Annotated in this window: 21 protein-coding genes, 1 tRNA gene, 2 pseudogenes and 1 riboswitch; of the genes and pseudogenes, 4 read left to right on the top strand and 20 right to left on the bottom strand. The window is 61.7% G+C overall.

Going from position 1 to position 23,934, the window contains the following annotated elements; translation table 11 throughout:
* Nucleotides 1-202: 202 nt before the first annotated feature.
* From AO356_RS04740 to AO356_RS04730, 3 genes and pseudogenes are all read right to left on the bottom strand, one after another.
* Nucleotides 203-613: a type II toxin-antitoxin system HicB family antitoxin gene (locus tag AO356_RS04740; protein WP_025212335.1), complete on the bottom strand. Its 411-nt coding sequence runs from the start codon at nucleotides 611-613 to the stop codon at nucleotides 203-205.
* 40 nt (nucleotides 614-653) lie between these two features.
* Nucleotides 654-830, bottom strand: a pseudogene (locus tag AO356_RS30640) (type II toxin-antitoxin system HicA family toxin); the annotation flags it as partial.
* Between the two features lie 292 nt (nucleotides 831-1,122).
* Nucleotides 1,123-1,752 carry a LysE family translocator gene (locus tag AO356_RS04730; RefSeq protein ID WP_060738787.1) on the bottom strand — a complete coding sequence of 210 codons (630 nt, stop codon included), beginning with the start codon at nucleotides 1,750-1,752 and terminating at the stop codon, nucleotides 1,123-1,125.
* Between the two features lie 139 nt (nucleotides 1,753-1,891).
* On the opposite strand from AO356_RS04730, the gene AO356_RS04725 reads away from it, so the two are divergent.
* Nucleotides 1,892-2,374, top strand: a complete 483-nt coding sequence (locus tag AO356_RS04725; RefSeq protein ID WP_060743072.1) for an Lrp/AsnC family transcriptional regulator — start codon at nucleotides 1,892-1,894, stop codon at nucleotides 2,372-2,374.
* A gap of 474 nt (nucleotides 2,375-2,848) precedes the next feature.
* Nucleotides 2,849-3,043 carry a hypothetical protein gene (locus tag AO356_RS04720; RefSeq protein WP_025212339.1) on the top strand — a complete coding sequence of 65 codons (195 nt, stop codon included), beginning with the start codon at nucleotides 2,849-2,851 and terminating at the stop codon, nucleotides 3,041-3,043.
* A 555-nt stretch (nucleotides 3,044-3,598) separates the two neighbouring features.
* Here the strand turns inward: AO356_RS04720 and AO356_RS04710 are convergent.
* The 12 genes and pseudogenes from AO356_RS04710 to AO356_RS04655 all read right to left on the bottom strand — a co-directional run bounded on the left by AO356_RS04710 (nucleotide 3,599) and on the right by AO356_RS04655 (nucleotide 16,699).
* Nucleotides 3,599-3,672: transfer RNA gene (locus AO356_RS04710), tRNA-Gly, on the bottom strand.
* Between the two features lie 159 nt (nucleotides 3,673-3,831).
* Complete coding sequence (locus AO356_RS04705) at nucleotides 3,832-4,716, bottom strand: alpha/beta fold hydrolase (RefSeq protein ID WP_060738785.1); 885 nt, start codon at nucleotides 4,714-4,716, stop codon at nucleotides 3,832-3,834.
* A gap of 311 nt (nucleotides 4,717-5,027) precedes the next feature.
* Nucleotides 5,028-5,720 (bottom strand): pseudouridine synthase, encoded by a 693-nt coding sequence (locus tag AO356_RS04700; RefSeq protein WP_060738784.1) that lies wholly within the window; start codon nucleotides 5,718-5,720, stop codon nucleotides 5,028-5,030.
* 35 nt (nucleotides 5,721-5,755) lie between these two features.
* Nucleotides 5,756-5,974 (bottom strand): cysteine-rich CWC family protein, encoded by a 219-nt coding sequence (locus tag AO356_RS04695; RefSeq protein WP_060738783.1) that lies wholly within the window; start codon nucleotides 5,972-5,974, stop codon nucleotides 5,756-5,758.
* Nucleotides 5,967-6,584: pseudogene (locus tag AO356_RS04690) on the bottom strand (GGDEF domain-containing protein); the annotation flags it as partial. The gene AO356_RS04695 and the pseudogene AO356_RS04690, both read right to left, overlap by 8 nt.
* A gap of 310 nt (nucleotides 6,585-6,894) precedes the next feature.
* Nucleotides 6,895-8,673 (bottom strand): allophanate hydrolase, encoded by a 1,779-nt coding sequence (atzF, locus tag AO356_RS04685; RefSeq protein WP_060738781.1) that lies wholly within the window; start codon nucleotides 8,671-8,673, stop codon nucleotides 6,895-6,897.
* A gap of 22 nt (nucleotides 8,674-8,695) precedes the next feature.
* Entirely contained in the window at nucleotides 8,696-12,337 is a 3,642-nt protein-coding gene (gene uca / locus AO356_RS04680; RefSeq protein ID WP_060738780.1) for an urea carboxylase, read from the bottom strand.
* A 286-nt stretch (nucleotides 12,338-12,623) separates the two neighbouring features.
* Nucleotides 12,624-13,265 (bottom strand): urea amidolyase associated protein UAAP2, encoded by a 642-nt coding sequence (locus AO356_RS04675; RefSeq protein WP_042732480.1) that lies wholly within the window; start codon nucleotides 13,263-13,265, stop codon nucleotides 12,624-12,626.
* An 11-nt stretch (nucleotides 13,266-13,276) separates the two neighbouring features.
* Nucleotides 13,277-14,002 carry an urea amidolyase associated protein UAAP1 gene (locus AO356_RS04670; protein WP_060738779.1) on the bottom strand — a complete coding sequence of 242 codons (726 nt, stop codon included), beginning with the start codon at nucleotides 14,000-14,002 and terminating at the stop codon, nucleotides 13,277-13,279.
* Between the two features lie 13 nt (nucleotides 14,003-14,015).
* Nucleotides 14,016-14,804, bottom strand: a complete 789-nt coding sequence (locus AO356_RS04665; protein WP_060738778.1) for an ABC transporter ATP-binding protein — start codon at nucleotides 14,802-14,804, stop codon at nucleotides 14,016-14,018.
* The gene (locus tag AO356_RS04660; protein ID WP_060738777.1) at nucleotides 14,801-15,616 is read right to left on the bottom strand and encodes an ABC transporter permease; all 816 of its coding nucleotides are present in this window, start codon (nucleotides 15,614-15,616) and stop codon (nucleotides 14,801-14,803) included. Before AO356_RS04660 ends, AO356_RS04665 begins: the two co-directional genes overlap by 4 nt.
* 15 nt (nucleotides 15,617-15,631) lie before the next feature.
* Nucleotides 15,632-16,699, bottom strand: a complete 1,068-nt coding sequence (locus AO356_RS04655) for a putative urea ABC transporter substrate-binding protein (protein WP_060738776.1) — start codon at nucleotides 16,697-16,699, stop codon at nucleotides 15,632-15,634.
* A gap of 60 nt (nucleotides 16,700-16,759) precedes the next feature.
* A riboswitch (guanidine-I (ykkC/yxkD leader) is annotated at nucleotides 16,760-16,861 on the bottom strand.
* 304 nt (nucleotides 16,862-17,165) lie between these two features.
* Between AO356_RS04655 and AO356_RS30620 the strand changes: the two genes are divergently transcribed.
* Nucleotides 17,166-17,555 (top strand): hypothetical protein, encoded by a 390-nt coding sequence (locus AO356_RS30620; RefSeq protein WP_081015315.1) that lies wholly within the window; start codon nucleotides 17,166-17,168, stop codon nucleotides 17,553-17,555.
* Nucleotides 17,556-17,737: 182 nt separating this feature from the next.
* Here AO356_RS30620 and AO356_RS04650 read toward each other — a convergent pair whose 3' ends face one another.
* Complete coding sequence (locus tag AO356_RS04650; RefSeq protein ID WP_060738775.1) at nucleotides 17,738-18,850, bottom strand: enoyl-CoA hydratase/isomerase family protein; 1,113 nt, start codon at nucleotides 18,848-18,850, stop codon at nucleotides 17,738-17,740.
* A gap of 131 nt (nucleotides 18,851-18,981) precedes the next feature.
* Here AO356_RS04650 and ung point away from each other — a divergent pair, with 131 nt between their 5' ends.
* A complete protein-coding gene (gene ung, locus AO356_RS04645; protein WP_060738774.1) occupies nucleotides 18,982-19,674 on the top strand; it encodes a uracil-DNA glycosylase in 693 nt (230 codons plus the stop codon).
* 109 nt (nucleotides 19,675-19,783) lie between these two features.
* Here ung and AO356_RS04640 read toward each other — a convergent pair whose 3' ends face one another.
* The 4 genes from AO356_RS04640 to AO356_RS04625 are packed head-to-tail and all read right to left on the bottom strand — an operon-like array spanning nucleotide 19,784 to nucleotide 23,839.
* Nucleotides 19,784-20,821, bottom strand: coding sequence for an AbrB family transcriptional regulator (locus tag AO356_RS04640; protein WP_060738773.1), 1,038 nt, complete (start codon nucleotides 20,819-20,821; stop codon nucleotides 19,784-19,786).
* Nucleotides 20,814-22,328 carry a tripartite tricarboxylate transporter permease gene (locus AO356_RS04635; protein ID WP_060738772.1) on the bottom strand — a complete coding sequence of 505 codons (1,515 nt, stop codon included), beginning with the start codon at nucleotides 22,326-22,328 and terminating at the stop codon, nucleotides 20,814-20,816. The genes AO356_RS04640 and AO356_RS04635 overlap by 8 nt, the downstream gene beginning before the upstream one ends.
* Before the next feature lies 1 nt (nucleotide 22,329).
* Entirely contained in the window at nucleotides 22,330-22,791 is a 462-nt protein-coding gene (locus AO356_RS04630) for a tripartite tricarboxylate transporter TctB family protein (RefSeq protein ID WP_060738771.1), read from the bottom strand.
* Nucleotides 22,792-22,846: 55 nt separating this feature from the next.
* A complete protein-coding gene (locus tag AO356_RS04625; protein ID WP_060738770.1) occupies nucleotides 22,847-23,839 on the bottom strand; it encodes a Bug family tripartite tricarboxylate transporter substrate binding protein in 993 nt (330 codons plus the stop codon).
* Nucleotides 23,840-23,934: the final 95 nt, after the last annotated feature.

Here is a 23,934-nt window from a genome sequence, read left to right as displayed (position 1 = left end):
CCGGTATTGCTTGAGCCGGGCAAAAGTGTTCAACCCTCCACCCTGGAGAGAAACGTCGCCCGAATTGACTACAGCGGTGAAGACACACGTTTGAAGACAGGCTGCGGCAGGAAACCAGATGACCTTCCTGATCCCAATACCAAAGGCGATGGTCTAATCGTGGGGTAAGACACAAGCGGGCAAGCTCGCTCCCACGAAGGCTTCAGCGCCCTTGCTGCAATACCTTGAGAGCGGCAGAAGCGAGGAACCCTGACCGGCTTTTTTCTTCAGGGTGGTGCAACACATACTCATCAATGCGATTCAGCAGATAGCCTGGCAACGTGATGTTGAGCTTCTGGGCCTTGCCCAGGTACTTGGTGACATCAATGTCCACCAGCGCCCAAGTGCAGCCGGCATACTTGGGATTAGCCGCATGCAGGGTGACGGTGTTGGCTGGCGGAATTGCCGAACCGTCCTCGGCCAGAATCTCGAAGTGCCCCTCAATGGCCTCGCGGGCCATCGCCATGGCGTCGTCCAGATCGTCGCCTGCGGAGAAGCAACCGGGAATATCAGGCACTTCAACACCCCAGGCGTGCTTGTCATCGCCCATGGAAATCGCAATCGGGTAAAGCATATTCATCGTCCTCCGGGAACGTTGCGCAATGGGCCGGCTGAAGCAGCGCCTGTTGCAAAATACTGATGGCCGTTTTCTTGAGCAGATCCTTCTTCGGATGAGGAACCGTGACCAACCCCGGTTTGGTCGGGTGCTTGAAGTGATGATGACTGCCCCGAACCCGCACCAGATACCAACCGTCTGCAATGATCTGGCTTATCAAGAATCGGCTATTCACAACACCTCCGTGTGGTGTGCTTGGTGGGTACTATACCTACTGAAATTTAATGATCAACACTATAACCACCAGGAGCGACACTGGTGGGTAGGTGAACTGATTGGACAGAAGTGTAGAAGCCACGCCCGGCAAGGGGAGCAGCTAGGTGAGTGGGGTTATTTCGGGATGTGAGGGAGGATAAAAAATACGACCGTGGCGAGGGAGCTTGCTCCCGCCGGGCTGCGCAGCAGCCCCCGGTTTCAGCCCAGTTCGCTTCGCTCCAGGTCCCGTTCGATCAGCTTATCCACAGGCACTAGGCCTGCTGCACAAACGTCAGCCGCACCGCAAACCCAATCAAAAGACTCCCAAACAACCACTGCTGTACGCGCTGGGCCGAAGGGGAGCGTTGAAGCCAGCGCCCAAGCGCGACACCTACCAGCGCGTAGGCGCTATCAAACAACAAACCCACGCTGACCAATACCACGCCCAGGGACGCAAACTGTCCCAGCACCGGTCCGCCCTGTGGATCGATGAACTGCGGCAACAACACCGAGCAAAACAGCAATGCCTTCGGGTTGAGCAAATTGGTCAGCAGCCCACGCCGAATCGCCTGATACCAACGCCGCTTTCCGGCCTCGATACCGGCTCCTTCAAAACTCGGCAACAATGTGGTCCTCAGGCATTGAAGACCGATCCATAACAGGTAGGCAGCCCCGGCCAGGCGTACCGCGTCAAAGGTCCAGGGCGCAGTCTTGAATAATGCCGAAAGCCCCAATGCGGCCAGCGCGACATGACATCCCCGGGCGACGCCCAGGCCCACCGCCGTCGCCAGCGCCGCGCCCCTGCCCTGACGGGCACCGGTTTGCAGCAGCAGGATCATGTCCGGCCCAGGCAGCACATACACCACCATCAAGGCCATCAGGAACAACCAGAGCTCTGCCATGCCACACCCCCTTCATCGACGATTCGGTCGTGCCAGTCTAGGGCCGAAGGGCAGGTGGTTGCGAAGTCAGCTTCTAAAGCTCAGGAAATTGGCATAACCTGCTATGCAATTGTGTTATTCCATTGGGAAATGCCAATACATGAAACTGGATGCCTTCGACCGCAAAATCCTCGCCGCGCTGCAGCGCGATGGTCGCCTGAGCAATGTGCAACTGGCCGAAGAAATCGGCTTGTCCCCGTCACCCTGCCTGCGCCGCGTGCGAATGCTCGAAGACGCCGGTGTCATTCGCGGTTACCAAGCCATCCTGGACCGCGACGAAGTGGGCCTCGGGCTGACGATCTTTGTCGGCGTGAAGGTCGAACGACACAACGACGAACAAGCCGAAGCGTTTCGCCAGGCGGTCACGGCATTGCCGGAGGTGATCTCGGCGTTCCTGGTCTCAGGGGAATCGGATTTCCTGTTGCAAGTGGTGGTGCCGGATCTACGAGCCTACGACCGGTTCCTCACCGGGCGGCTGCTGAAGTTGCCGGGGGTGAGTGACATCCGGAGCAATTTTGCGATTCATACGGTGAAGACGCCGGGAGCGTTGCCGTTGGGGCATTTGCCGGGGGCTGAGCAATGAACGACACAAGTAGGCAGCCAAGACACAAAAAGCCCCGTTGCGAAAAACGCCGAGGCTTTTTGTTTTGTCGTTAGGTGGGAATCTTTGCTGCGAGGTACGCATTGTCTAGCTCCCGTGAAGCGCGGTTGCATGACTCACGTGTTCCCAAGCCCGATCGCTGATTTGCAGCGACGTCTGGAGACGTAGCCATCGAAGGACAAGGGCGACAAGGCAAAAACTCGCCGAAAAGTAAGGTAAGCGCACCCCCTACGCAGTTTTCGGATTCTGCCTACAAATCTCCCGGGGCGTACGCAACTCTCTGAGTTTGCCTACAAATTCAGGGGGAGCCGCCCGCTATCCACAACTGCGCGGATAGGAAATAGTGCTCCGTAGACGGACTATTCGATTGGCATTGCGATTGACGTCCGACAGATTTTGCCGGCTGCGTAGAAAGCGACGCTTAGGGCGATGGCTTAAACCCTGGAAGGATGATCAATGCTTCAGAACGACCGCGATAATTTAGAGCTCGATAAACTATTGATCGAAACCCGAAAGTTGTTGGCTGAGACTCGCAAGCTTACGGCCGAAGAAACTAAGCTGAAGCACGAAGCCTTCTGGTACCCATACGCAGTAGGGGCTGGGGTAGTGACCGCCATAGTCGCCTTTACGAGTGTTTGGGTTAAAATCTGAGTGCTGGATCGCAACAATGCGTCAATCTCACACGGCTCAGGATTGCTAGATATGTTTCACTGACCCAGCAGGGCCCCGCGACCTCGGAAGAGAAAAAAGACATGTCCACACATCGAAGTCATCAAGCAAGCATTGAGCAATTGCATCAAGAGGTAGAGGCTTTGGCAGAAGAAATGAGGCGCCCGGCCCCGACCACATTTCGCGTTACGTGGTTGCCGTTCAGCATCGGTGCAGCGTTCGCTCTGACCGTATTTGTCGTCGTCGCTTTTGTCGCTAAGCATGTTTGATGCTCTATCAGCTGAAGTACCTTTTTTTGACGATGCTGAGCGGTAGCCGGCTCAAGGCGTATTCGGCTTGCAAGAGGGGGCTTTCTCGATGACATCGAGGGTGTGGAAATGGGGACGTATTTATTTTGGACGTAGACGGGGAGCCATCTATCTACGCTCGGAGATCACCTCACACTTCCCCGAATATCAGCCATAAAAAAACCGGCCACCATGGGCCGGTTTTTTAATCCCCCGTCAAAAAACATACGACGCGGGACCAGAATTCGATTGGAGCGGGTGAAGGGAATCGAACCCTCGTTATCAGCTTGGGAAGCTGGAGTAATGCCATTATACGACACCCGCTCAGAGCGGCTGACTTTGTACCAGATGTGGCCACGGATTTGAAGTTTTTCTTTACGTGCGGCGAGGTTACTCGTCTACGCAAGGCTCAAACCAGAGCGGTCGTTGGCGGGCAAGCCCCTGTGCTGATGGGGGAAGGGGCTTGCTCGCCAGGACTCGGTTTCAGATAGCCAGTGCATGGTAGCCCTGCACGTAGCTGTAGCGCGGTCGGCTTTCGTGGTGTTCCGGTGTGAGGAAACCCAGCAAGGCGTTGCGGCTTTCGCGGCAGGCGGCTTTGTGTTCCATGTCCAGGAAGTGCCCGGTGGCTTGCAGCGTGCTGAAGGTGCTGTGCTCGACGTGGTTGGCGAACAGCCTGGCGTCGACGGCCGAGGTGTATTCGTCCCATTCGCCGTTCAGGAACAGTACCGGCACGTTGATTTTCCTGGCCGCGTTGACGTAGCACTGTTGGTCGCTGTGGAGCACGTCGGTGATGTGGAAGTGCATCTGCCCGTACTCATGCTCGGCCAGGCTGCTGACGTGGCGATAGTTGAAGCGCTTGAACAACGGCGGCAAGTGCTTGCCGATGGTGCTGTTGACCAAGTGCCCGACACGGTCGCCGTCCAGGCTGCCCAGGTAATCCACGCCGCGTTCCAGGTAGTCGCGCATCGGCGCGTTGAGCACCGGTGAGAACGAGCTGATCACTGCTTTTTCGATGCGCCTTGGCCGATGGGCCAGGGCACTCAGCGTGGCGGCGCCGCCCCAGGAAAACGACAGCACGTGCTCGGCGGCGAAGTGATCGATCAGCTCCAGGAGGATCTGCCCTTCGATCTCCTTGGTCAGCATTTTCTCGTGGCGATTGTGAGCCTTGGACTTGCCCGCGTAGGGTTGGTCGTACAGCACGACATTGAATTGCGGGTAGAGGTTTTTGGCGGTCTGTGCAAACGACGCAGTGGTGGCCATTGAGCCGTTGACCAGGATGATGGTCTTTTGTGCGGCGTCTGCGCGATAGAACTCCGTGTAAACCCGATACTGACCCTGTATATCCAGCACAGCGATTTCTGGCCTCATGTCATAAGACTCCTGGCAAGCGGGTATGCGCGCAATGAGATTGCACGGGCAATGTGACAGGTAGGCATACGCCTGGAAGATAAGGCCCATGTCGATCCAAGGAAGACGGTCGACGGGTGTTGTTATAGGCGGGCAGTTTGCCGGGCGGACAAGGCGGAACCTGAGGGTTCCCGCCGGCAAAAAGTTTCTTGGAAGTATGTGGTGACTCATCGGTCACATTTCGGCCGACGGTTTGATTCAAGCAGGGGGGCGACCGTTGCGCAAGTACCTGTCGGAAAATTGTTCGACACTTCTGCCGAGCGGTAGCGGGATCAGATGAGCTGGACTTCCTCAGGGCTCAAGGCGCGGTATTGGCCCGGCTCGAGATGGCCGTCCAACGTCAGTGGGCCCATGCGCTCGCGGTGCAGGCGCAGCACCTTGTTGTCGAAGTGGCCGAACATGCGTTTGACCTGGTGGTAGCGCCCTTCAACGATGCTCAAGCGCGCCGATTTTTCCCCCAGTAGCGTCAGTTCTGCCGGCTGGGTGGTGAGGTCTTCGAAGGCGAAATACAGGCCTCGGGCGAAGGTGTCGGCGTATTCGGCGGTGATGGTTTGTTCGGTTTCGACGTAGTAGACCTTGGGCAGCTTGGTCTGTGGTTGGGTCAGGCGCCGCGACCAGCTGCCGTCATTGGTGATCAGCATCAGCCCGGTGGTGTTGAAATCCAGGCGTCCGGCGATGTGCAGGTCGTCCTTGTCCGGTTCGTCCAGCCAGTCGAGGACAGTGGGGTGTTGCGGATCGCGAGTGGCACTGACGCAGCCGGGCGGCTTGTGCAGCATGAAGTAGCGCGCCGGTCGGCCGGCTTGCAGCACTTCGTCGTCGACTTCGACGCGACTGAATTCACGTACCGGGGCATGGGGATCGTTGACGGTCTGGCCGTCGATTCGCACCCGGCGCTCCACCAGCAACAGGCGCACTTGTTGGCGATTGAATCGCGGCAGATTGCTGAGGAAACGGTCGACGCGCATGGGCAGTTCAGGCAGGGCAGCGGAGGGTGGGCATCTTACGCGATCGGCTGGGGCTTGGCGCGCAACTGGGCCTGGACCTGGGCGCAGCGTGGGCACAGGCAGGACTGATCACGCAGTTCGGCCGGCAATGCTTCAAGCACGGCCGGGTCGATGCTCACGCCATAACACCAGCAGGCCCGGTCGGCGGTTCGTGGGTCGGCCAGGGTGCAGTCATTGGTGCCGCCGCAGGCCGGGCAAAGGTCGGGTTTATTCATAACTGGAGTGAGGCATGTCCACGCAGGTTCGATTGCACCCGGTCTGCCGGGCGCGTTGCAACGCATGATCGGTCCGCGACAGCAAGCTGTGCAAGGTATCTTCGTCCTGCAAGGTGGTGAGGCCGAGGCTGACGGTGACCAACAATTGTTTACCGCTGCAGAAATAGCGCTGCTTTTCGATGTGCTGACGAATTTTCTCCGCGATTTTCAGACCGGTCTGGCCGTCGGTGTCCTTGAGCAGGACGACAAAGGCTTCGGCGCTCCAGCGACAGACGATGTCCGAATGCCGCAGGCTCTCAGTCAGGCTGCGGGCGAACCCGGTCAACAGTTGATCGGTGGCGATATGACCGTGAGTGGTGTCCAGCCGCTTGAAGTCGTCCAGTTCCACCAGCAGCGCCGTCAAGGGTCTGGGCTCGCGCTGGGCTTCGTGCAGGGCTTGCACGGCCAGCAGGTCGAAGCCACGGCGGTTTGGCAATTCAGTCAGGCCGTCGAGGGTGGCCTGGGCGTCGATGCGTTGCTGGTAGTTGTTGATCAGCCGACAAAGAATGGCCAGGACCGCCAGCGTCACGAGCAGGCCGACCAGCAGGTTCACATACAGCGTCTTGAGAATGTGATCGCGTATCGAGGTATGGGCGGCGTAATAGCCCAACAATGAAATGATCAGGAAGCTTGTACCAAGCAACGCCACCACGACCAGCAGCGGCTTGCGCTGGGAATACAACGGCGAACGAAGCGACATGGCGATTCCCTTGGCTAGGACCCAATGGAGTCAGTTTAGTGGCCTTGTGGGAAAAGACAGTCGAATTTGCAGGTTTGTAGGAACGTGGCGAGGGAGCTTGCTCCCGCTGGGCCGAGAAGCGGCCCCGAAAGCGTCTGCTTCGCAGCCGAGCGGGAGCAAGCTCCCTCGCCACCCATCAACGCTATTTCAGACTCTGTAAATAAGCCCGCCATCCTCCCATGTGACTGATGTCCCGTGCGCCCTCCAAACCATACGAATCACAGATGAATCCGCTCTCCCAGCGCCCATCGGCCAGTTGCACCTTGCCCAGTCCCAACGGTGCGGGAATGCCCGTCAGGAACGAGCCCAGTTCACTGCTCGGCAGCTCCCAGACTTCGACCTCGATCGCCACGCCACCTTCACGAACCCGAACCATGCCGGGTCGCAAGGGTGGGCCGCCGGCCAAGGCATGGAGGCGGTAGTGCGGCGAGCTTTGGGTGGCCTCGATCAGCCGGGCACCGCGTTGCTTGAGCTGCCAGTTCAGCGCCAACCCGTCCAGGTGTGCGCCGCACACGACCAGTCGCGCCCGGTCGTGGCGCGCCGGGTGGGCGGGCACGGGCAAGGTCTTGTCCTGTTGACGCTGCAAGGCATCGGCCAGGCTCAAGAGGTATTGATCGGTGAAGGCTCGACCGAACAGCGTCACACCCCAGGGCAAGCCGTTGGTCATGAACGCGCTGGGAACGGCGACGGCGGCGTAGTCCAGCAGGTTCATGAAATTGGTGTAGTAACCCAGTTCCGAGTTGCGTAGCACCGGTTCGGCGGCCAGTTCGGCGAGGGTCACTGGCCGGCCAATGGTCGGTGTGAGTACGCAATCAAGCGCGTCCATGGCCCGGTCGCATTGGGCTTTGAGCGTTTGCAAACGGTAGCGGGCGCGGAAGGTTTGTACGCCATCTACCGTAGGCGCTTTCGCCAATACGGCGCGGATGACGGGCAGTACGGCGTCGGGTTCGTGCTCCATCAATGGGCCGGCAACGCTGTAGCGTTCGGCCACCCACGGGCCTTCATAAAGCAGCCGTGCGGCTTCCAGGAACGGCGACAGGTCCAGTTCCACGGCTTCGCCGCCCAGACGTTCGAGTCGCTCGATGGCCTCCAGAAACAGTTGCGGACCTTCAGGACAGCCGAAAAACGCCAGGTCCTGCTGGCGCGGCACACCGAAACGAAAGCGCCGAGGCGCGCCGAACGAAGAGCCGTCGTTCCACTGCGGGTTGTGGCGGCTGTAGTCGTCTCGAGGGTCTGGACGGGCCGTCAGCGCCAATAGCTGGCTGGCTTCCTTGGCCGTCGCCGTGAAGGTCGTGACGCAGTCCAGCGTGCGACAGGCCGGGACCACGCCCGCCGTGGAGATCAAGCCCAGGGTGGCTTTCAATCCCACCAGATTGTTCAGCGCGGCGGGCACCCGACCGGAGCCGGCGGTATCGGTGCCCAAGGCAAAACTCGCCACCCCCAGGGCCACGGCCAGCGACGAGCCGGCGCTCGAACCGCCTGCCGGATAGTCGGGCAACACGCTGTTGCGGCAGGCGCCGTAGGGCGAGCGGGTGCCATTGAGCCCGGTGGCGAACTGGTCGAGGTTGGTCTTGCCCAGGGGGATCGCGCCCAGTGCCAGCAACTGCTCGACAATGGTCGCCGAGCGTGGCGGCACATAGGCAAACGCCGGGCAGGCTGCCGTGGTCGGAATGCCGGCCAGGTCGATGTTGTCCTTGATGGCAAAAGGTACGCCATACAGGGGCAAGCTTTCCAGGTCGCGGCCTTCCAATGCGGCCAGGTAGGGCTCCAGTTCCTCGACCGTCAGCAGGTGGATGAACAGGTGATAGTCCGGGTTCAGCGCCGCGGCTTTTTCCCGCAGGTCCAACAGCAATTTGCGAGGCGTCAGTTCGCCGCTGCGATAGGCATCGCGCAGGTCGTCCAAGCGAAGCGAAAGGTTCATGGTGTTAATCCTTTGATTGAGTTCAGTCACGTTCCAGCACCACGACGCGCTGTCCGGCGCGCACCGCCGAACCGGCCTGGACGCGCACCTCGCGCACCACGCCGGCCGAGGGCGCAAGCAGCGGGATTTCCATCTTCATCGACTCCAGGATGACCAGCACATCACCGGCGGCCACCCGCGTGCCCACGTCGACCTGCACTTGCCAGAGGTTGCCAGCGATGTGGCTGTCGACGCTCAGTTGACCGTCAGTCAGCTGCGCATCTTCACTTGGCGAGATGGCCGGTTCTTCACTGTCGAAGTGTGCCTGGCCACTGGCGATCCAACGCTCGCGCTCGGCCTCGAAGGCACCTTGTTGCTGGTGGCGGAACGCGGCGATGCTGTCGGCTTCCTGCACCAGGAAACGCTGGTAGTCGGCGAGGTTGAGCTGGCTGTGCTCGATCTTCAGGTCGAAGCGGCCCAGGGGGAATTCGCGGCGGATGTGCAGCAACTCATCGGCGCTGACCGGGTAGAAGCGGATCTGATCGAAGAACCGCAGCAACCAGGGTTTGCCGTCGAATGCGGCGACCTCCCGATAACGATTCCACATCTGCAATGTGCGCCCGACGAACTGATAGCCGCCAGGCCCTTCCATGCCGTACACGCACATGTAGGCGCCGCCGATGCCCACCGAGTTTTCCGCGGTCCAGGTCCGGGCCGGGTTGTATTTGGTGGTCACCAGTCGATGGCGTGGGTCGAGCGGTGTGGCGACCGGCGCGCCGAGGTAGACGTCCCCCAGGCCCATTACCAAATAGCTGGCGTCAAACACCGTGCGTTGCACCGCGTCGAGGTTGGGCAGGTCGTTGATGCGTCGAATGAACTCCAGGTTGCTCGGGCACCAGGGCGCGTCCTTGCGCACCGTGGTCATGTATTTTTCGATGGCCAGCTGACAGGCCGGATCATCCCAGGACAGCGGCAGGTGAACGATGCGCGACGGCACTTGCAGGTCCTGCGCGGCACACACGGCGTCCCACTCACCGGCGACGATGCTCAGTAGAGCGGCCAGGGGCAATTGTTCGGGTTGATAGTGCACTTGCAGCGAACGAATGCCCGGCGTCAGGTCGATCACACCGTGCAATTGTTTGTGTTCCAAAGCCTGCATCAAGGCGTGGGCACGAAAGCGCAGCACCAGGTCCAGTTCGGGGGCGCCGATTTCCAGCAGCAGATGAGTGTCGCCGGCCAGGCGAGCAACCAGGCGGGTATCGTCCTGCCCGATGTCCAACACCACAGGCGACACAATTCCCTGTGGGAGCGAGCTTGCTCGCGATAGCGGCGGGACATCCAACATCGAAGTCACTGACTGACCGCTATCGCGAGCAAGCTCGCTCCCACAGGGGGCCCATTTCAGGGCCAGTGAGCGCGCGGTCGATATATCCACCGGCACGAATCGCACCTTGTCCCCGGCCTTGAGTTGCCCCAACTGCCAGAGATCCGCTTCGATCACCGTCACCGGGCAGACGAAACCGCCCAGGCTCGGGCCGTCGGGGCCGAGGATGACGGGCATGTCGCCGGTGAAGTCCACGGCGCCGATGGCGTAGGGGTTGTCATGGATATTGGAAGGATGCAGCCCGGCCTCGCCACCGTCGGCGCGAACCCATTCAGGTTTCGGCCCGATCAGTCGGACGCCGGTGCGGCTGGAGTTGAAGTGCACTTCCCAGGCGGTGTCGAAGAACGTCTGTATAGAGCGCTCGGTGAAATATTCGGGCGCGCCGTGGGGGCCGTAGATCACGCGGATCTGGCGCACGCTCGGCAGTTCCAGGATCGGTGCGCTGGTTGGCGGCAGCGTCGTGTGCTCATCCAGTGGCGCCAGGTGCAACACGTCGCCGGTACACAATGCTCGTCCGCCATGGCCGCCAAACTGGCCGAGGGTAAACGTGCTTTTACTGCCCAGGTAATCCGGCACTTGTACGCCACCCTGCAGGCACAGGTAGCTGCGCGCCCCGGCACCGGAAATGTTGCCGATGGCGAGGGTGGCGCCGGCAGCGATCGACAGCGGGGTGTTCATCGGTACGGCTTCACCGTCGAGCGTGAGGGCAATCACCGCACCGGTCACCGCCACCCGGGCATCGCAGTTGAAACGCAGCAGCGGCCCGTTCATGGTGATTTCCAATGCCGCCGCACCTTCTTCATTGCCCAGCAGGCGGTTGCCCAGGCGCAACGAACGGCTGTCCATCGGTCCTGACGGCGGCACCCCCACCGCCCAATAACCGAGGCGGCCGGGATAGTCCTGGACGCTGGTCTGGGTGCCGGGGCTGAGCACTTCAACGGTGTTGGCACGGTAGACCAACGCGTCCAGGCAGCGGGTCCAGGGCTGGCCGTTGGCAAACGGTGCATCGAGGAGAATCTGTTGCAGGTAGGCGCGGTTGGTTTCGACGCCGTACAGCAGGCTTTTGTCCAGCGCTTGGTGCAAGCCAAGGCGGGCCTGCTCGCGGGTTGGCGCCCAGCGAATGACCTTGGCGATCATCGGGTCGAAATAGGGCGGGATCTGGCAACCGGCCTCGACCCAGGTGTCGATGCGCAACTGTTTGCCGTCGGCCTCGGGGAATTTCACGGCGGTCAGCAGTCCCGGGCTTGGCTGGAAGTCCCGGCCTGGATCCTCGGCGTACAAGCGCGCCTGGATCGCGTGGCCCTCGGCTTTTAAACCCTGGCTCAACTCGTTCAGTGGCGGCAGGTCTCCGGCAGCCAGTTGCACCATCCAGCGCACCAGGTCCACGCCCCACACCTGTTCGGTGACACCGTGCTCCACTTGCAGGCGGGTGTTCACTTCCAGAAAGTAAAAGCGCCCGGCGTCGCTGTCGAACACGAATTCCACGGTGCCGGCGCTGCGGTAATTCACGGCCTGGGCCAGTTGGATCGCCGCTGCGCAGAGTGCGTCGGCCATGCCTTCGGGCAGGTTGGGGGCCGGGGTTTCCTCGAGGACCTTCTGGTTGCGCCGTTGCACCGAGCAGTCGCGCACGCCCAGGGCGATCACCTGGCCCTGGCCGTCGCCGAACACCTGCACCTCCAGGTGCCGGGCCTTCTCGATGTATTTCTCGATGAATACTCCGGCGTCGCTGAAGTTGTTCTGGCCCAGGCGCTTGACCGCTTCGAAGGATTCGCTCAGCTCGGCGGCGCTGCGGCACACGCGCATGCCGATGCCGCCGCCGCCGGCCGTGCTTTTGAGCATCACCGGATAACCGATCCGGGTGCCGGCCAACAGTGCGGCGTCGAGGCTGTCCAGCAGTTCGGTGCCTTCGAGCAGGGGCACGCCGTGTTGCCGCGCCAGGTCGCGGGCGGTGTGCTTGAGACCGAACACGCGCAGTTGTTGTGGCGTCGGACCAATGAAGGCAACACCGGCCGCTTCGCAGGCTTCGGCGAAGGCTGCGTTTTCAGAGAGAAAACCGTAGCCGGGATGAATCGCCGTCGCGCCGCTGCTTTTGGCAATCGCCAGGAGCTTGTCCACCGCCAGATACGTATTGGCCGCCGCGCCTTCGCCCAGGCAGTGGGCTTCGTCGGCTTGCAGGATATGCAGGCTGGCGGCGTCGGCTTGGGAATACACCGCCACGCCGTGGACCTTCAGTTCGCCCAGGGTCCGCAGGATGCGGCAAGCGATGGCGCCACGGTTGGCGATGAGGATTTTTTCGAACATGGCATTGCCCCCTCAGGCATGAGCGCTGCCTGAACTGGGATGCGGGCCGTCCCGCAGTTGTCGATGGCCACCGGGGTCGTCCCAGGTGGCAAACCTCCAAACATCACTGCGCCCCTTGTGGGAGCGAGCTTGCTCGCGATAGCGATGGTCCATCCAACATCGATGTGCCTGACAGACCGCTATCGCGAGCAAGCTCGCTCCCACAGGGGATCAGGGCGTTACTTGATGCATTGCCCCGATCGGCTCTGGCACAGCGTGAACAGCCAGCGACGCAGGCGGGTGAGTTTCAGTTCCATATCAAAAGCTCCGCTGGCGTGGGGTTGTAGGCGTTGCACGGGTTATTCAGTTGCGGGCAGTTGGAGATCAGCACGATCACGTCCATCTCGGCTCGCAGGTCGACGTATTTGCCTGGCGCCGAGATCCCGTCTTCAAAGGTCAGCCCGCCATCGGCGGTGACCGGCACGTTCATGAAGAAATTGATGTTCGGCCCGATATCGCCCTTGCCCAGGCGACCATCGTGGGCGCAGGCCCGCAGGTAGTTGTCACGGCAGCTGTGCATGTAGCGTTTTTCCAGGGCGTAGCGCACGGTGTTGCTTTCCTGGGCGCAGGCGCCGCCGAGGGTATCGTGGCGTCCACAGGTGTCTTCGACGATGGTCAGCATCGGGTGGCCGAGGTTCGAATAGAGCACGCTGCCGGTGCTCAAATAAACGCTGTTTTGCCGGCGCAGGGTGCGCTGTACGTCGTAGCGTTCCTTGGGGTTGGCTAGGCTGTAGAACAGCGTATCGACCGCCTGGTTGCCTTCCAGGTCGAGGATGCGCAGGGTCTGGCCCGCCTTGACCTCCACCAGCCAGGGTTCCCCGGCGGGAATCGTGGCACGGTAGACGGCGGTATCGGGTTGCTTGTGTGCGGTGGCGATGGCGAGTGACATGGCAGCGATCCTCAGGCGAACAGGCGGTCGGTGTTGATGAAGCCGCGCTGGTTTTCCGGGCGCGAAAGGCGGCAGTGCTCGGCGACGCTGGCATCGGCATTCATCCAGCTGAGCTTGATCGGTTGCGGGGCGTACTGCGGGTTCGGGTCCATCGGGTGTTGCAGCGCGGTCAGCACCACCAGGGTGTCCATTGGCGCGTACAGCTCGATGTAGTCGCCAGTCAGGGAGTTGCCCTCGACGAAGTGAAAGTTTCCCGCCTCATCGACATCGACCCGGCTGAACAGGTTGAGGGTCATCAGCAGGTCGGACAGGCCCAGGCCCCATTTGCCCAGTTCCACCAACAGGTTGTCAGTGCCGTTGCGAAAGAAGCCGTTGCGCAGTTCCTGGTAGCGACCCTGACCGTATTTTTGTGCGACTTCCTCGGCGCAGAGCACGCCGCCCAGGCTGTCGCTCCAGCCGCAGGTGTCGGCGGTGATGGCCGCCAGTACCCGGCCCATGTCCGAGTAGAGGCAGTGGCCGGCGGTGAGCTTGGCGGTGTGTTGGCATTTGAGGCTGTCAGGCAGGTTCAGGCGTTCGGTTTTCTCGTTGGCATTGAGTAGGGTCAGGCTCACGTTGGCCCCGCCGCGCAGATCGGTCAGGCGCAGCAGCTGGCCGCGCTTGAGCACGAACGAACGGTGGCCGCCGCCGGGCAGCAGTTCTTCGGCGAAGGGCGTAAACAAGCGGGTCGAGTCGGGCATGGAAAAACTCCTTTCAAGCGATACGCAATGTGCCGGCCAGTTCGGCGGGCAGGGCGTCGACGGCGGCACGGGCGGTGCGGCGGTCGCTGTTCAATGGAATGTCGTAGGTGATGCGGGCGCCATAGGCGCCAGGGGCGTGGGGGTCGACACGGACTTTGTCGAACACCAGCAGGCGCGTGCCGAGGCTGAAACCTTCGGACAGGTCGTGGGTAACCATGAACACGGTCAGCCGGGTTTCGCGCCACAACTCCAGCAACAAGGCGTGCATGTCTTTGCGAATGCCCGGGTCGAGGGCGCCGAAGGGTTCGTCCAGCAACAGGACCCGGGGCTTCATGATCAGTGCCTGGGCGATGGCCAGTCGCTGCTGCATGCCGCCGGACAGTTGCGCCGGGTATTTATCCAGCGCATGGCCGAGTCCGACCTTGTCCAGCAAGTGTGCGGCGTCTTCCCGGGCCTGGCGCTTGGCACTGCCGAACAGACGGCCCAGCAGCGACGAGCGTGGCAACTCCAGGCCCAGGGCGACGTTGTCCAGCACGGTCAGGTGCGGGAACACCGAGTAACGCTGGAACACCACGCCCCGGCTGGCATCCGGCTCGCCAGCCAAGGGCTCGCCATCCAGGAGAATCTGTCCGCGACTGGCGCGTTCCTGGCCCAGTAGCAAGCGCAGGAAGGTCGACTTGCCGCAACCCGACGCCCCCACCAAGGTGCAGAACTCACCCTCGGCGACGCTCAGGTTCAAGCGCTCGAGCACCACCTGATCGCCGTACTGTTGCCAGACATTGTTCACGGTAATGAAACTCATGCCTTCGCCCCCTCATACCAGGGGAACGCTTGCCGGGTCAGGCGCTTGAGGCCCCAATCCATCAGCCAGGCGAGCAGGGTGATCCACACCACGTACGGCAAGATCACGTCCATCGCCAGGTAACGGCGCACCAGGAAAATCCGATAGCCCAGCCCATCGGTGGAGGCGATGGCTTCGGCGGCGATCAGAAACAGCCAGGCCGAACCGAGCATCAGTCGCAGGGAAATCAACAGGCGCGGCAGTAATTGCGGCAGCACCACCCGCAGCATCAGGGTCCAGGTCGAAGCGCCGAGAGTCTGGGCCTTGATCAGCAGTTCGGGCGGAATTTCCCGAGCGCGCTGTTCCAGGTCCCGGGCCAGGCACGGTGTGATGCCAATCACGATCAGCATCACTTTCGACAACTCTCCCAGGCCGAAGACGATGAACAGGATCGGCAGGATAGCCAGCGGCGGCACCATCGACACCACGGTGAGCAGCGGCGATAACGGCGCGCCCAATAGCGGCAACGTGCCGGCGGCAATGCCCAGGCACAGCCCGGCCAGGGCACTGATGCCCAGGCCGATGGCCAACCGGCGCAGGCTTGAGGCGGTGTCCTGCCAAAGCAGGTATTCGCCGCTGCGGGCGTCAGCGGTGAAGGCCAGGCGCTTGACCGCATCGGCCATTTGTACGGCGCTGGGCAGCAGTTTGTCGTTGGGGTTGTCCGTCAACCGTTCGGCCGAGCCCATGAAGTAGGCGAACAACACCAGCGCGAATGGCAGGATCACCAGCAACAAGCGGCTGGGACGATCCGGGTAGCGGTTGATCAGGCGCATGCCAGGTCCTCCGGTTTACAGCTTGGCGTCGGCGGCCAGCTGTACGTAGGTCGGGTCAAAGCGCAGCTTGAGGTTGGCCTTGTCGCCGCGGGTCACGCCATTGGCGAACGCCATGCCGACCGCGTTCGTGTCCTTGGCGCCTTCGCCCAACAAACCGTGCTGGAACGAGAATTCGGCGACCTTGCCCATGGTGGCGGGCAGTTGTTCGCTGGTGGCGAAGTTGAGCGCTTCTGTGGGCGTGGCGAACAACTTGGTGGTGTCCAGTTGCGCCTGGAAACCTTTGAGGTCGGTGCCCGAGGCTTTGGCCATGTGTTCCAACGCTGCCTGGCTGGCTGGGTTTTTCGCATTCATCAGCGCCACCACTTCAAACCAGGCGCCGGTCAACGCTTTGCCCAGGGCCGGGTTGTCCTGCAAGGTCTGGGTGTTGACCACCATCATGTCCATGATCTCGCCGGGAACCTGGCTGGAATTGAACACTTCGCTCACGCCGGGCTGGGCCTTGATGTCCGAGAGCATCGGGTTCCAGGTGGTGACGGCCTTGACCTGATCGGTGTTGAACGCGGCGGAGATGTCGGCGTCGGAGGTGTTGACGACTTTCAGGTCCTTTTCGGCAAGGCCGACGGAATCCAGGGCGCGGGCCAGCAGGTAATGGGACACCGACAGTTCCACCAGATTGACGTCCATGCCCTTGAGGTCGGCCACTTTTTTGCCCTCGCCCTTGAGGACGATGCCGTCGTTGCCGTTAGAGAAATCGCTGACGATCAGCGCGGTGCTGTCCACGCCACCGGCGGCGGGAATGGTCAGGGCGTCCATGTTGGTCATGGTGCAGCCATCGAACTGACCGGCGGTGTACTGATTGATGGACTCAACGTAATCGTTGAGCTGCACGACATCGATCTTGATGCCGTATTTTTTCGCCCATTTGTCGACGATGCCCTGGCTGCCGGCGTATTCCCAGGGCATCCAGCCGGCGTAAATGGTCCAGCAGACGCTGAAGTGGTCTTTTTGTGCGGCGGCGGATGAAAAGCTCACGAGGGCCGAGAGGGCGGCGAGGAGCAGGGCGGACAGACGAAGCTTGAGCATGGTGGTTCTCCAGTTGATCAAGGGCGGACAGGAGCAACGCGGCACCGCGAACGGTGGCTTGTCTCCCGGGCTTTTGTCCCGCCGTGTAACCTCAACTGGAGGTCGCCAACTCTCGGACCAGCCACTCGCCAGAAGCGAGCCGGAACCCTAGTCAGCCATTGCAAATTGTGGTGCCGCGAACCTGTGATGACTCCTGCACGGAGTTTGTTAAAGCGAGAGCCGTGCCAACTCCGGCAAAGCCCCGGGCCAGAGAGGGCAGGTGTTGGGGAAGGAGGATCGAGGGCGGATTTGTGCTTGCTTGTGGTGCTCGCGCGCACCGGAAAAGAGCGACGAGGGACATGTTTCCAGTTGTTGCCAGGTCGCACCAGATTCCGATTTTGCTGTCTGACTAGTTGTCAGTCACACCCTGTTGACTGCCGCCCATCAGCGTCGCTGATGTGGCCCATCCGCGGTCCAGGAGGCCGCCATGTATCGACGACTGCTGCTCATTGCGTTTCTCGGTTTGACTCTTTCGGCCTGCGTGCCTTATTACGACGGAGACTCGAGCTACTACCGTTCCGAGGTCTACACCTCACCGGCGCCGGTCTATTACGGTGGCGGGAGTTATTATTCGGCTCCGCGTGGTTATTACGCCCCGCGGTATTACCAACCGGCGCCGCGCTATTACTCGGCACCGCGTTACTACCAACAAGGCCCGCGCTACTACTCGCCACCGCGAGCGGCGTATCGGTCTTATCCGAATCGGGGCGGCTGGGACGGCCGTGACCGGGGCGGTTGGAATGACGACCGAGGCGGTCGAGGCGGGCGTGATCATCGGGGACGCGGTGGTCATGACGGAAGGGGCGGTCATCGCTGATCCTGGGGCAACAGAAAGCGGCGCATATAGCGCCGCTTTTTTTGTACCTGTCATAAAACCGATGGGATAGCTCTTGTGGGAGCGAGCTTGCTCGCGATGGCGTCGGGTCAGCCAGCATTGATGTGTCTGATATGCCGCTATCGCGAGCAAGCTCGCTCCCACAGGGAGTTGTCCCTGGCTCGTTATTCGTTGGACAAATCCGCCAACGGATGCCGCCCTTCCCACGCCTTGTGAAAGTGCGCTTCGACTGCCGCTTCGGGAACGTGATTGATATCCGGCCAGTGCCAGCGCGGCTTGTGGTCCTTGTCGATCAATCGTGCCCGCACGCCTTCGCTGAATTCCGGATGACGACAGCAGTTGAGGCTCAGGGTGTATTCCATCCGGAACACGCCGGCCAGGGACAAATGCCGAGCCCGAGCGATCTGCTCCCAGACCAGATGAGCGGTCAATGGCGAGCCTTCGCTCATGGTCTTGGCGGCCCGGGCGATCAGTGGATCGGGGTGGTCCACCAACAGGCTGAGGGCTTTCCAGGCGCAGCGCACATCGCTGACATCCAGCCACTCATCGATTTTCGGCCGCCGCGGCAGCCATTGGGCCTCGGGCAGTTGGGCGACGGCTTCCTGCTGCAGGGCCTTGAGCAGGCTGTTGAGTTGCATCTCGGTCTGCTCCTGCCAGTTGAGTTGCAGCAGGCCTTCGATCAGGTCGTCCTGTTGTTCATCCAGCAAGAAGCGGTCGGCCAGGCCCAGGTCGATGGCGTCCCGGGCATTCATGTGAGCGCCGGTCAGGCCGAGAAACAGCCCGAGCTTGCCGGGCAGGCGGGACAAGAACCAACTGGCGCCGACATCCGGGTACAGGCCGATGCTGATTTCCGGCATGGCCAGGCGGCTGCTTGGCGTGACGATGCGGGTACTGGCGCCTTGCAGCAGGCCCATGCCGCCGCCCAGGACATAACCGTGGCCCCAGCACAGCAAGGGTTTTGGGTAGGTGTGCAGGTTGAAGTCCAAGCGGTATTCCGCCGCGAAGAATTGTGCCGCCAACGGCGGTACTTCGCCGGGATGAGCGCGGCAGGCCTCTACCAGGCTGCGCACTTCACCGCCGGCGCAGAAGGCCTTGGCGCCATTGCCACGCAACAGCACACAAACGACCTGCGGTTCCCGAGCCCAGGCATCGAGGCGATCACGCAAGGCGTTGATCATCGGCAGGGACAGGGCGTTCAGGGATTTTTCGGCATCCAGGGTGGCGATGCCGATGCGGGCACCGTCGATGCCGGTGAGCTCTTCGAAGTGCAAATTCATCGTGACCTCGATCAGAAATTTGAATGTTCAGTATGACCGCTATGTAGGAAAGTGCCGGTTCTGCGTCAGATCAATTGACAAGCCCTGTAGGCTTTCCTAGGGTGCGCCCATTGTTTTTACCGGATGCAACCATGACTGCTGACGACCGTATCAAACTCGAACCGAGCTGGAAGCAGGCCCTGCGTGCCGAGTTCGACCAGCCCTACATGGCGGAGTTGCGTGAGTTCCTACGCAGTGAATACGCCGCTGGCAAGGAGATCTATCCGCCGGCTTCGCTGATTTTCAACGCCCTCAATTCCACGCCGCTGGATAAGGTCAAGGTGGTGATTCTCGGCCAGGATCCTTACCACGGTCCAGGCCAGGCCCATGGCTTGTGCTTCTCGGTACAGCCGGGCGTGCCGACACCGCCGTCCCTGGTGAACATCTACAAGGAATTGAAGCGCGACCTGAACATCGACATCCCGAGTCACGGCTACCTGCAAAGTTGGGCCGACCAGGGCGTGTTGCTGCTCAACACGACCCTGACCGTGGAGCGCGCCAATGCCAACGCCCACGCCAAAAAAGGTTGGCAGCACTTTACCGACAGGATCATTGAAGTCGTCAGTGAACACCAGCCGCACTTGGTGTTCCTGTTGTGGGGCGCCCATGCCCAGAGCAAGCAGAAGCTGATCGATGCGACCAAGCATTTGGTGCTGACTTCGGTCCACCCGTCACCGCTGTCGGCCCACCGAGGTTTCATCGGTTGCGGGCATTTCAGCCGGACCAACAAGTTTCTCCAGCAGCAGGGCGAGACGCCGATCGATTGGCGGTTGCCGCCAGTTTGAACGGTCGGCAATGAGGGCCCCATCGCGAGCAAGCTCGCTCCCACAGGGGGTTGTGTTGCCCTGAACCCTGTGGGAGCGAGCTTGCTCGCGATGAAGGCGCCGCGGACGATCAGGCCGAATTCGGCTGGCGCGTCCAATACCTGAACAACGGCTCCGCCAGAAACAGCACGAACAGCAACCGCATCACCTGCAACGCCGTCACCAATGGCACCGACAGTTGCAGTGTCTCCGCCGTCAGGCTCATTTCCGCGATGCCGCCGGGCATCATGCCCAGCGTCAACGAACGCAGATCCAGATGGGTCAAGGTGCTCAAGCCTAGGGCGGCAAGCGTGGCGATCAGCATCGTCAACACCGTGCCAACCAACGTGCGGCCCATGAACGACGGTGCCCGACGAAAGAACTGCCGGTTGAAATGGCAACCCAGCCCGCTGCCGATCAGCCACTGGCCGATCTGGCTGGCGCCGTTGGGCAGGCCGATGTGCAGGTCCCAGCCGACGCTCACCGCCGCGCTCACCAGCAACGGCCCGAACAACCACGGGTTGGGTTGGCGCAAGCGTTCCCAAACCCAGGCGAGCAGGGCGCCCGCCGGAAACAGGAGCGCCAGCCACAGCCAGTCCACCGTCGTGGCGTGCTGCGCCGGGGTGCCTTCGCCCAGCAGGTACTTGAAGGCCGCCGGCACGCACAGCACCACCACCAGCACCCGCAGGCTCTGGCCCGCGGCGACACGGCTGAGGTCCGCGCCGTTGCGGGCACCGAGGTTGACCATTTCGCCGGAACCGCCGGGCATGCTCGAGAAAAACGCGGTAGCACGGTCCTCGCCGGTGCGACGCATCAGCCAGACACTTACCACGCTGGACACGCTGGTGATCAGCGCGCCGAAAAAAATCAAGCCGAAGTGGCTCAGGACTTGTTCCATCACCACAGGGGTGAAGTGCAGGCCGATGCCGATGCCCACCACCCATTGGCCGCATTTACGGCCGCCGGGGATTTCCGCCAATTGCCACGGCGTCAGGCAGCGCACCAGGATGATCGCCAGCAACGAGCCGACCATCCAGGGCAAAGGCCAGCCGATCAGGCTGGCCAGGTAACCGCCGGCCAGACCGACCAGCGGTGTTCCCCACCATTGTTTGAACGTCGCTTCAGACATTGGCCAGGGCGCGACGTTGGGCGGCGCGGCGACGCCAGATCCGCAGCAATGGCATGAACAGCATGATCGCCGTCAGGATCCAGCAGCCGAAGGTGATCGGGCTCGACCAGAGGATTTCCAGCGCACCGTTGGAGATCGACAGCGCACGACGCAGGTTCTGTTCCATCAGGCCGCCGAGAATGAAGCCCAGCAGGACCGGTGACAGCGGGAAATCCAGCTTGCGCAGGATGTAGCCGAAGATACCAATGCCGATCATCAGGAACAGGTCGAACGTCGTGGCATGCACTGCGTAGACGCCGATGCCGGTGATGATCGCGATGACCGGTACCAATGCCCAGTTCGGCACGGCCAGGATACGGGTGAAGATGCGGATCATCGGGATGTTGAGGATCACCAACATGATATTGGCGACGAACAACGAGGCGATCAGGCCCCAGACAATGTCCGGCTGTTGCTGGAACAGCAGCGGACCGGGCGTGATGTTGTACAGCGACAGTGCGCCGATCATCACCGCCGTGGTGCCCGAGCCGGGAACACCGAGGGTCAGCATCGGCACCAGCGCCCCACAGGCTGCGCCGCCAATGGCGGTTTCCGGAGCGGCGAGGCCGCGTTTGTCACCCTGGCCGAACTTGCCACTGGCACCGGCGATGCGCTTCTCGGTCATGTAGGCCACGGCACTGGCCAGGGTCGCCCCGGCACCGGGCAACACGCCCATGATGAAGCCGAGCACGCCGCAACGCAGGTTCACGACGAAGACCGACGCCGCTTCCTTGAAGTTGAACATCATCCGCCCAGTGGCTTCCACCGCTTCCTGGCCGCGATGGGTTTTCTCCAGCAGTAACAGGATTTCACTGATGGAGAACAAACCCAGCACCAGCACGACGAACTGGATGCCATCGGTCAGATGGATGTTGTCACCGGTGAAGCGGTAGACGCCGCTGTTGGCATCGATCCCGACACTGGACAGGAACAGACCGATCAGCGCCGCAATGAACGTCTTGAGCGGTCGGTCGCCGGCCATGCCGCCGAGGCAGACAATGGCGAACACCATCAGGACGAAATATTCCGCCGGTCCGAACGCAATCGCCCATTTGGCCAGCAACGGCGCGAACAGCACCATGCCGCAGGTGGCGATGAACGCGCCGATGAACGAACTCCACGCCGACAGCGACAACGCCACCCCGGCCAGGCCCTGGCGAGCCATCGGGTAGCCGTCGAGGGTGGTCATCACGGTGGAGGCTTCCCCCGGGATGTTGAGCAGGATCGAGCTGATGCGCCCGCCGTATTCGCAACCCAGGTACACCGCCGCCAACAGGATCAGCGCCGACTCCGGCGGCAGGCCCAGGGCGAAGGCGATCGGGATCAGCAGCGCTACACCGTTGATCGGGCCCAGGCCCGGCAGCAGGCCGACCACCGTGCCGATCAGCGTACCGGTCAAGGCGGTGACGAGGTTGTAGGGGGTCAGTGCAACGCCAAAACCCTGGCCGAGATAATTCAGGGTATCCATATCAATTCTCCAGGACGTCGAGCAGGCCCAGGGGCAGCGGCACGTCCATCAGCTTGTCGAACAACAGATAAAGACCGATGGCCATCAGGCTGATGATCACCACGCTCGGCACCCAGCGCCCGCCATACAGGCGCGCCATCGGCACGCCGATCAGGATGCTGGCGACAATGAAGCCCAGGGGTTCGAAGGTCCCGGCGAATACCAGCAACAACGCCACACAGATGCCGATTTTCTGCAGGGTTTCACGGTCCAGTTGCGGGTCTTCGTCGCTGTGCACGATAGGGGTCGGACGAAACAGCATGTACAGCAGCGCCAGGCCCATCAGCCCCAGCATCAGCAAGGGAAAGGCGCGCGGGCCGACCGGTTCGTAGGAAAAAGCGGCCTGATACGGCCAGGCCATCAGCGCGAGGCCGATGCAAACCAGCAGCAGCACCGCGGCAAAAATACGTTGGATGGTGAGCATGACTAACTCCTGGGCGGCGCCGGTGATGCCAGCGCCGCCACGCGAACAGAGACGGTTACTGGATCAGGCCGAACTCTTTGGCCAGCACCTTGTAATCAGCCACTTGCTTCTTCACGTAGGTGTCCAGCTCCGGGCCGGTCATGGCAAACGGGAACAGCTCGCGCTGGTCACGCAACTTGGCGAACTCTTCGGAAGCCAGCAGCTTGTCGAACGCGTCTTTCCACCAGGCGTAGTCTTCATCGCTGACTTTTGGCCCGAGGTAGAAACCGCGGACCACCGGCCAGACGATGTCATAGCCTTGCTCGCGGGCGGTGGGGATGTTTTTCATCTCCGGCTCGTCGATGCGCTTCTCGGCAAACACCGCCAGCAGGCGCATGTCGCCGCTCTGGATGTGGGGCATGGAGTCGGAAATGTCGGTACTGCCGACCTGGATGTGGCCGCCGAGCAGCGCGGTGGCGATCTCGCCGCCGCCTTCGAGGGCTACGTAACGCAGGTCGCGGGGGTTGATACCGGCGGCCTTGGCGATCAGGGCGGTCTGCATCCAGTCCTGGCTGCCGACCGTGCCGCCGGAACCGATGACCACCGACCCCGGATCTTTCTTCAGGGCCTGTACCAGATCGTCGAGGTTCTTGTAGGGCGAATCGCTTTTCACCGCGATGGCGCCATAGCTGGTGCCGACCGCGGCCAACCAACGCACGGCGCTTTCATCGAAACGACCGAACTTGCCCTGGGCCAGGTTCAGCAACGAGCCGCTGGACCAGGCCACCAATGTGCCGGCGTCGGCCGGACGTTGGGCGACCACTGCGTTGTAGGCTACCGCGCCGACGCCGCCGGGCATGTAGGTGACGCGCATTGGCTTGGTCAGCAGTTTCTGGTTGACCAGCGCGCTTTGCACCAGCTTGCACGTCAGGTCGAAGCCGCCGCCAGGGGAAGCCGGGGCGATGCATTCGGGGCGCTTGGGTTCTTTGGACGGATCAGCGGCGAGCAACTGCCCGGCGAACATCAGGCATCCAGCGGCCAAGGCTATTTTACGCAGTGATAGATTCATCATCGTCTCCACAGGAGTTGTTGTTGTGTGTGGTGCAAATTTGGTGTCGATGGGTTCCCGGCCTGGTCGTCGCTGATAGCGGACGCAGGTTGTTG

Origin of the sequence: Pseudomonas fluorescens, from assembly GCF_001307275.1 — a bacterium.
Taxonomy (GTDB): Bacteria; Pseudomonadota; Gammaproteobacteria; order Pseudomonadales; family Pseudomonadaceae; genus Aquipseudomonas; species Aquipseudomonas fluorescens_AA.
Note: the sequence above shows the minus strand (reverse complement) of the source record. Positions and strands in the feature narration are given on the sequence as shown.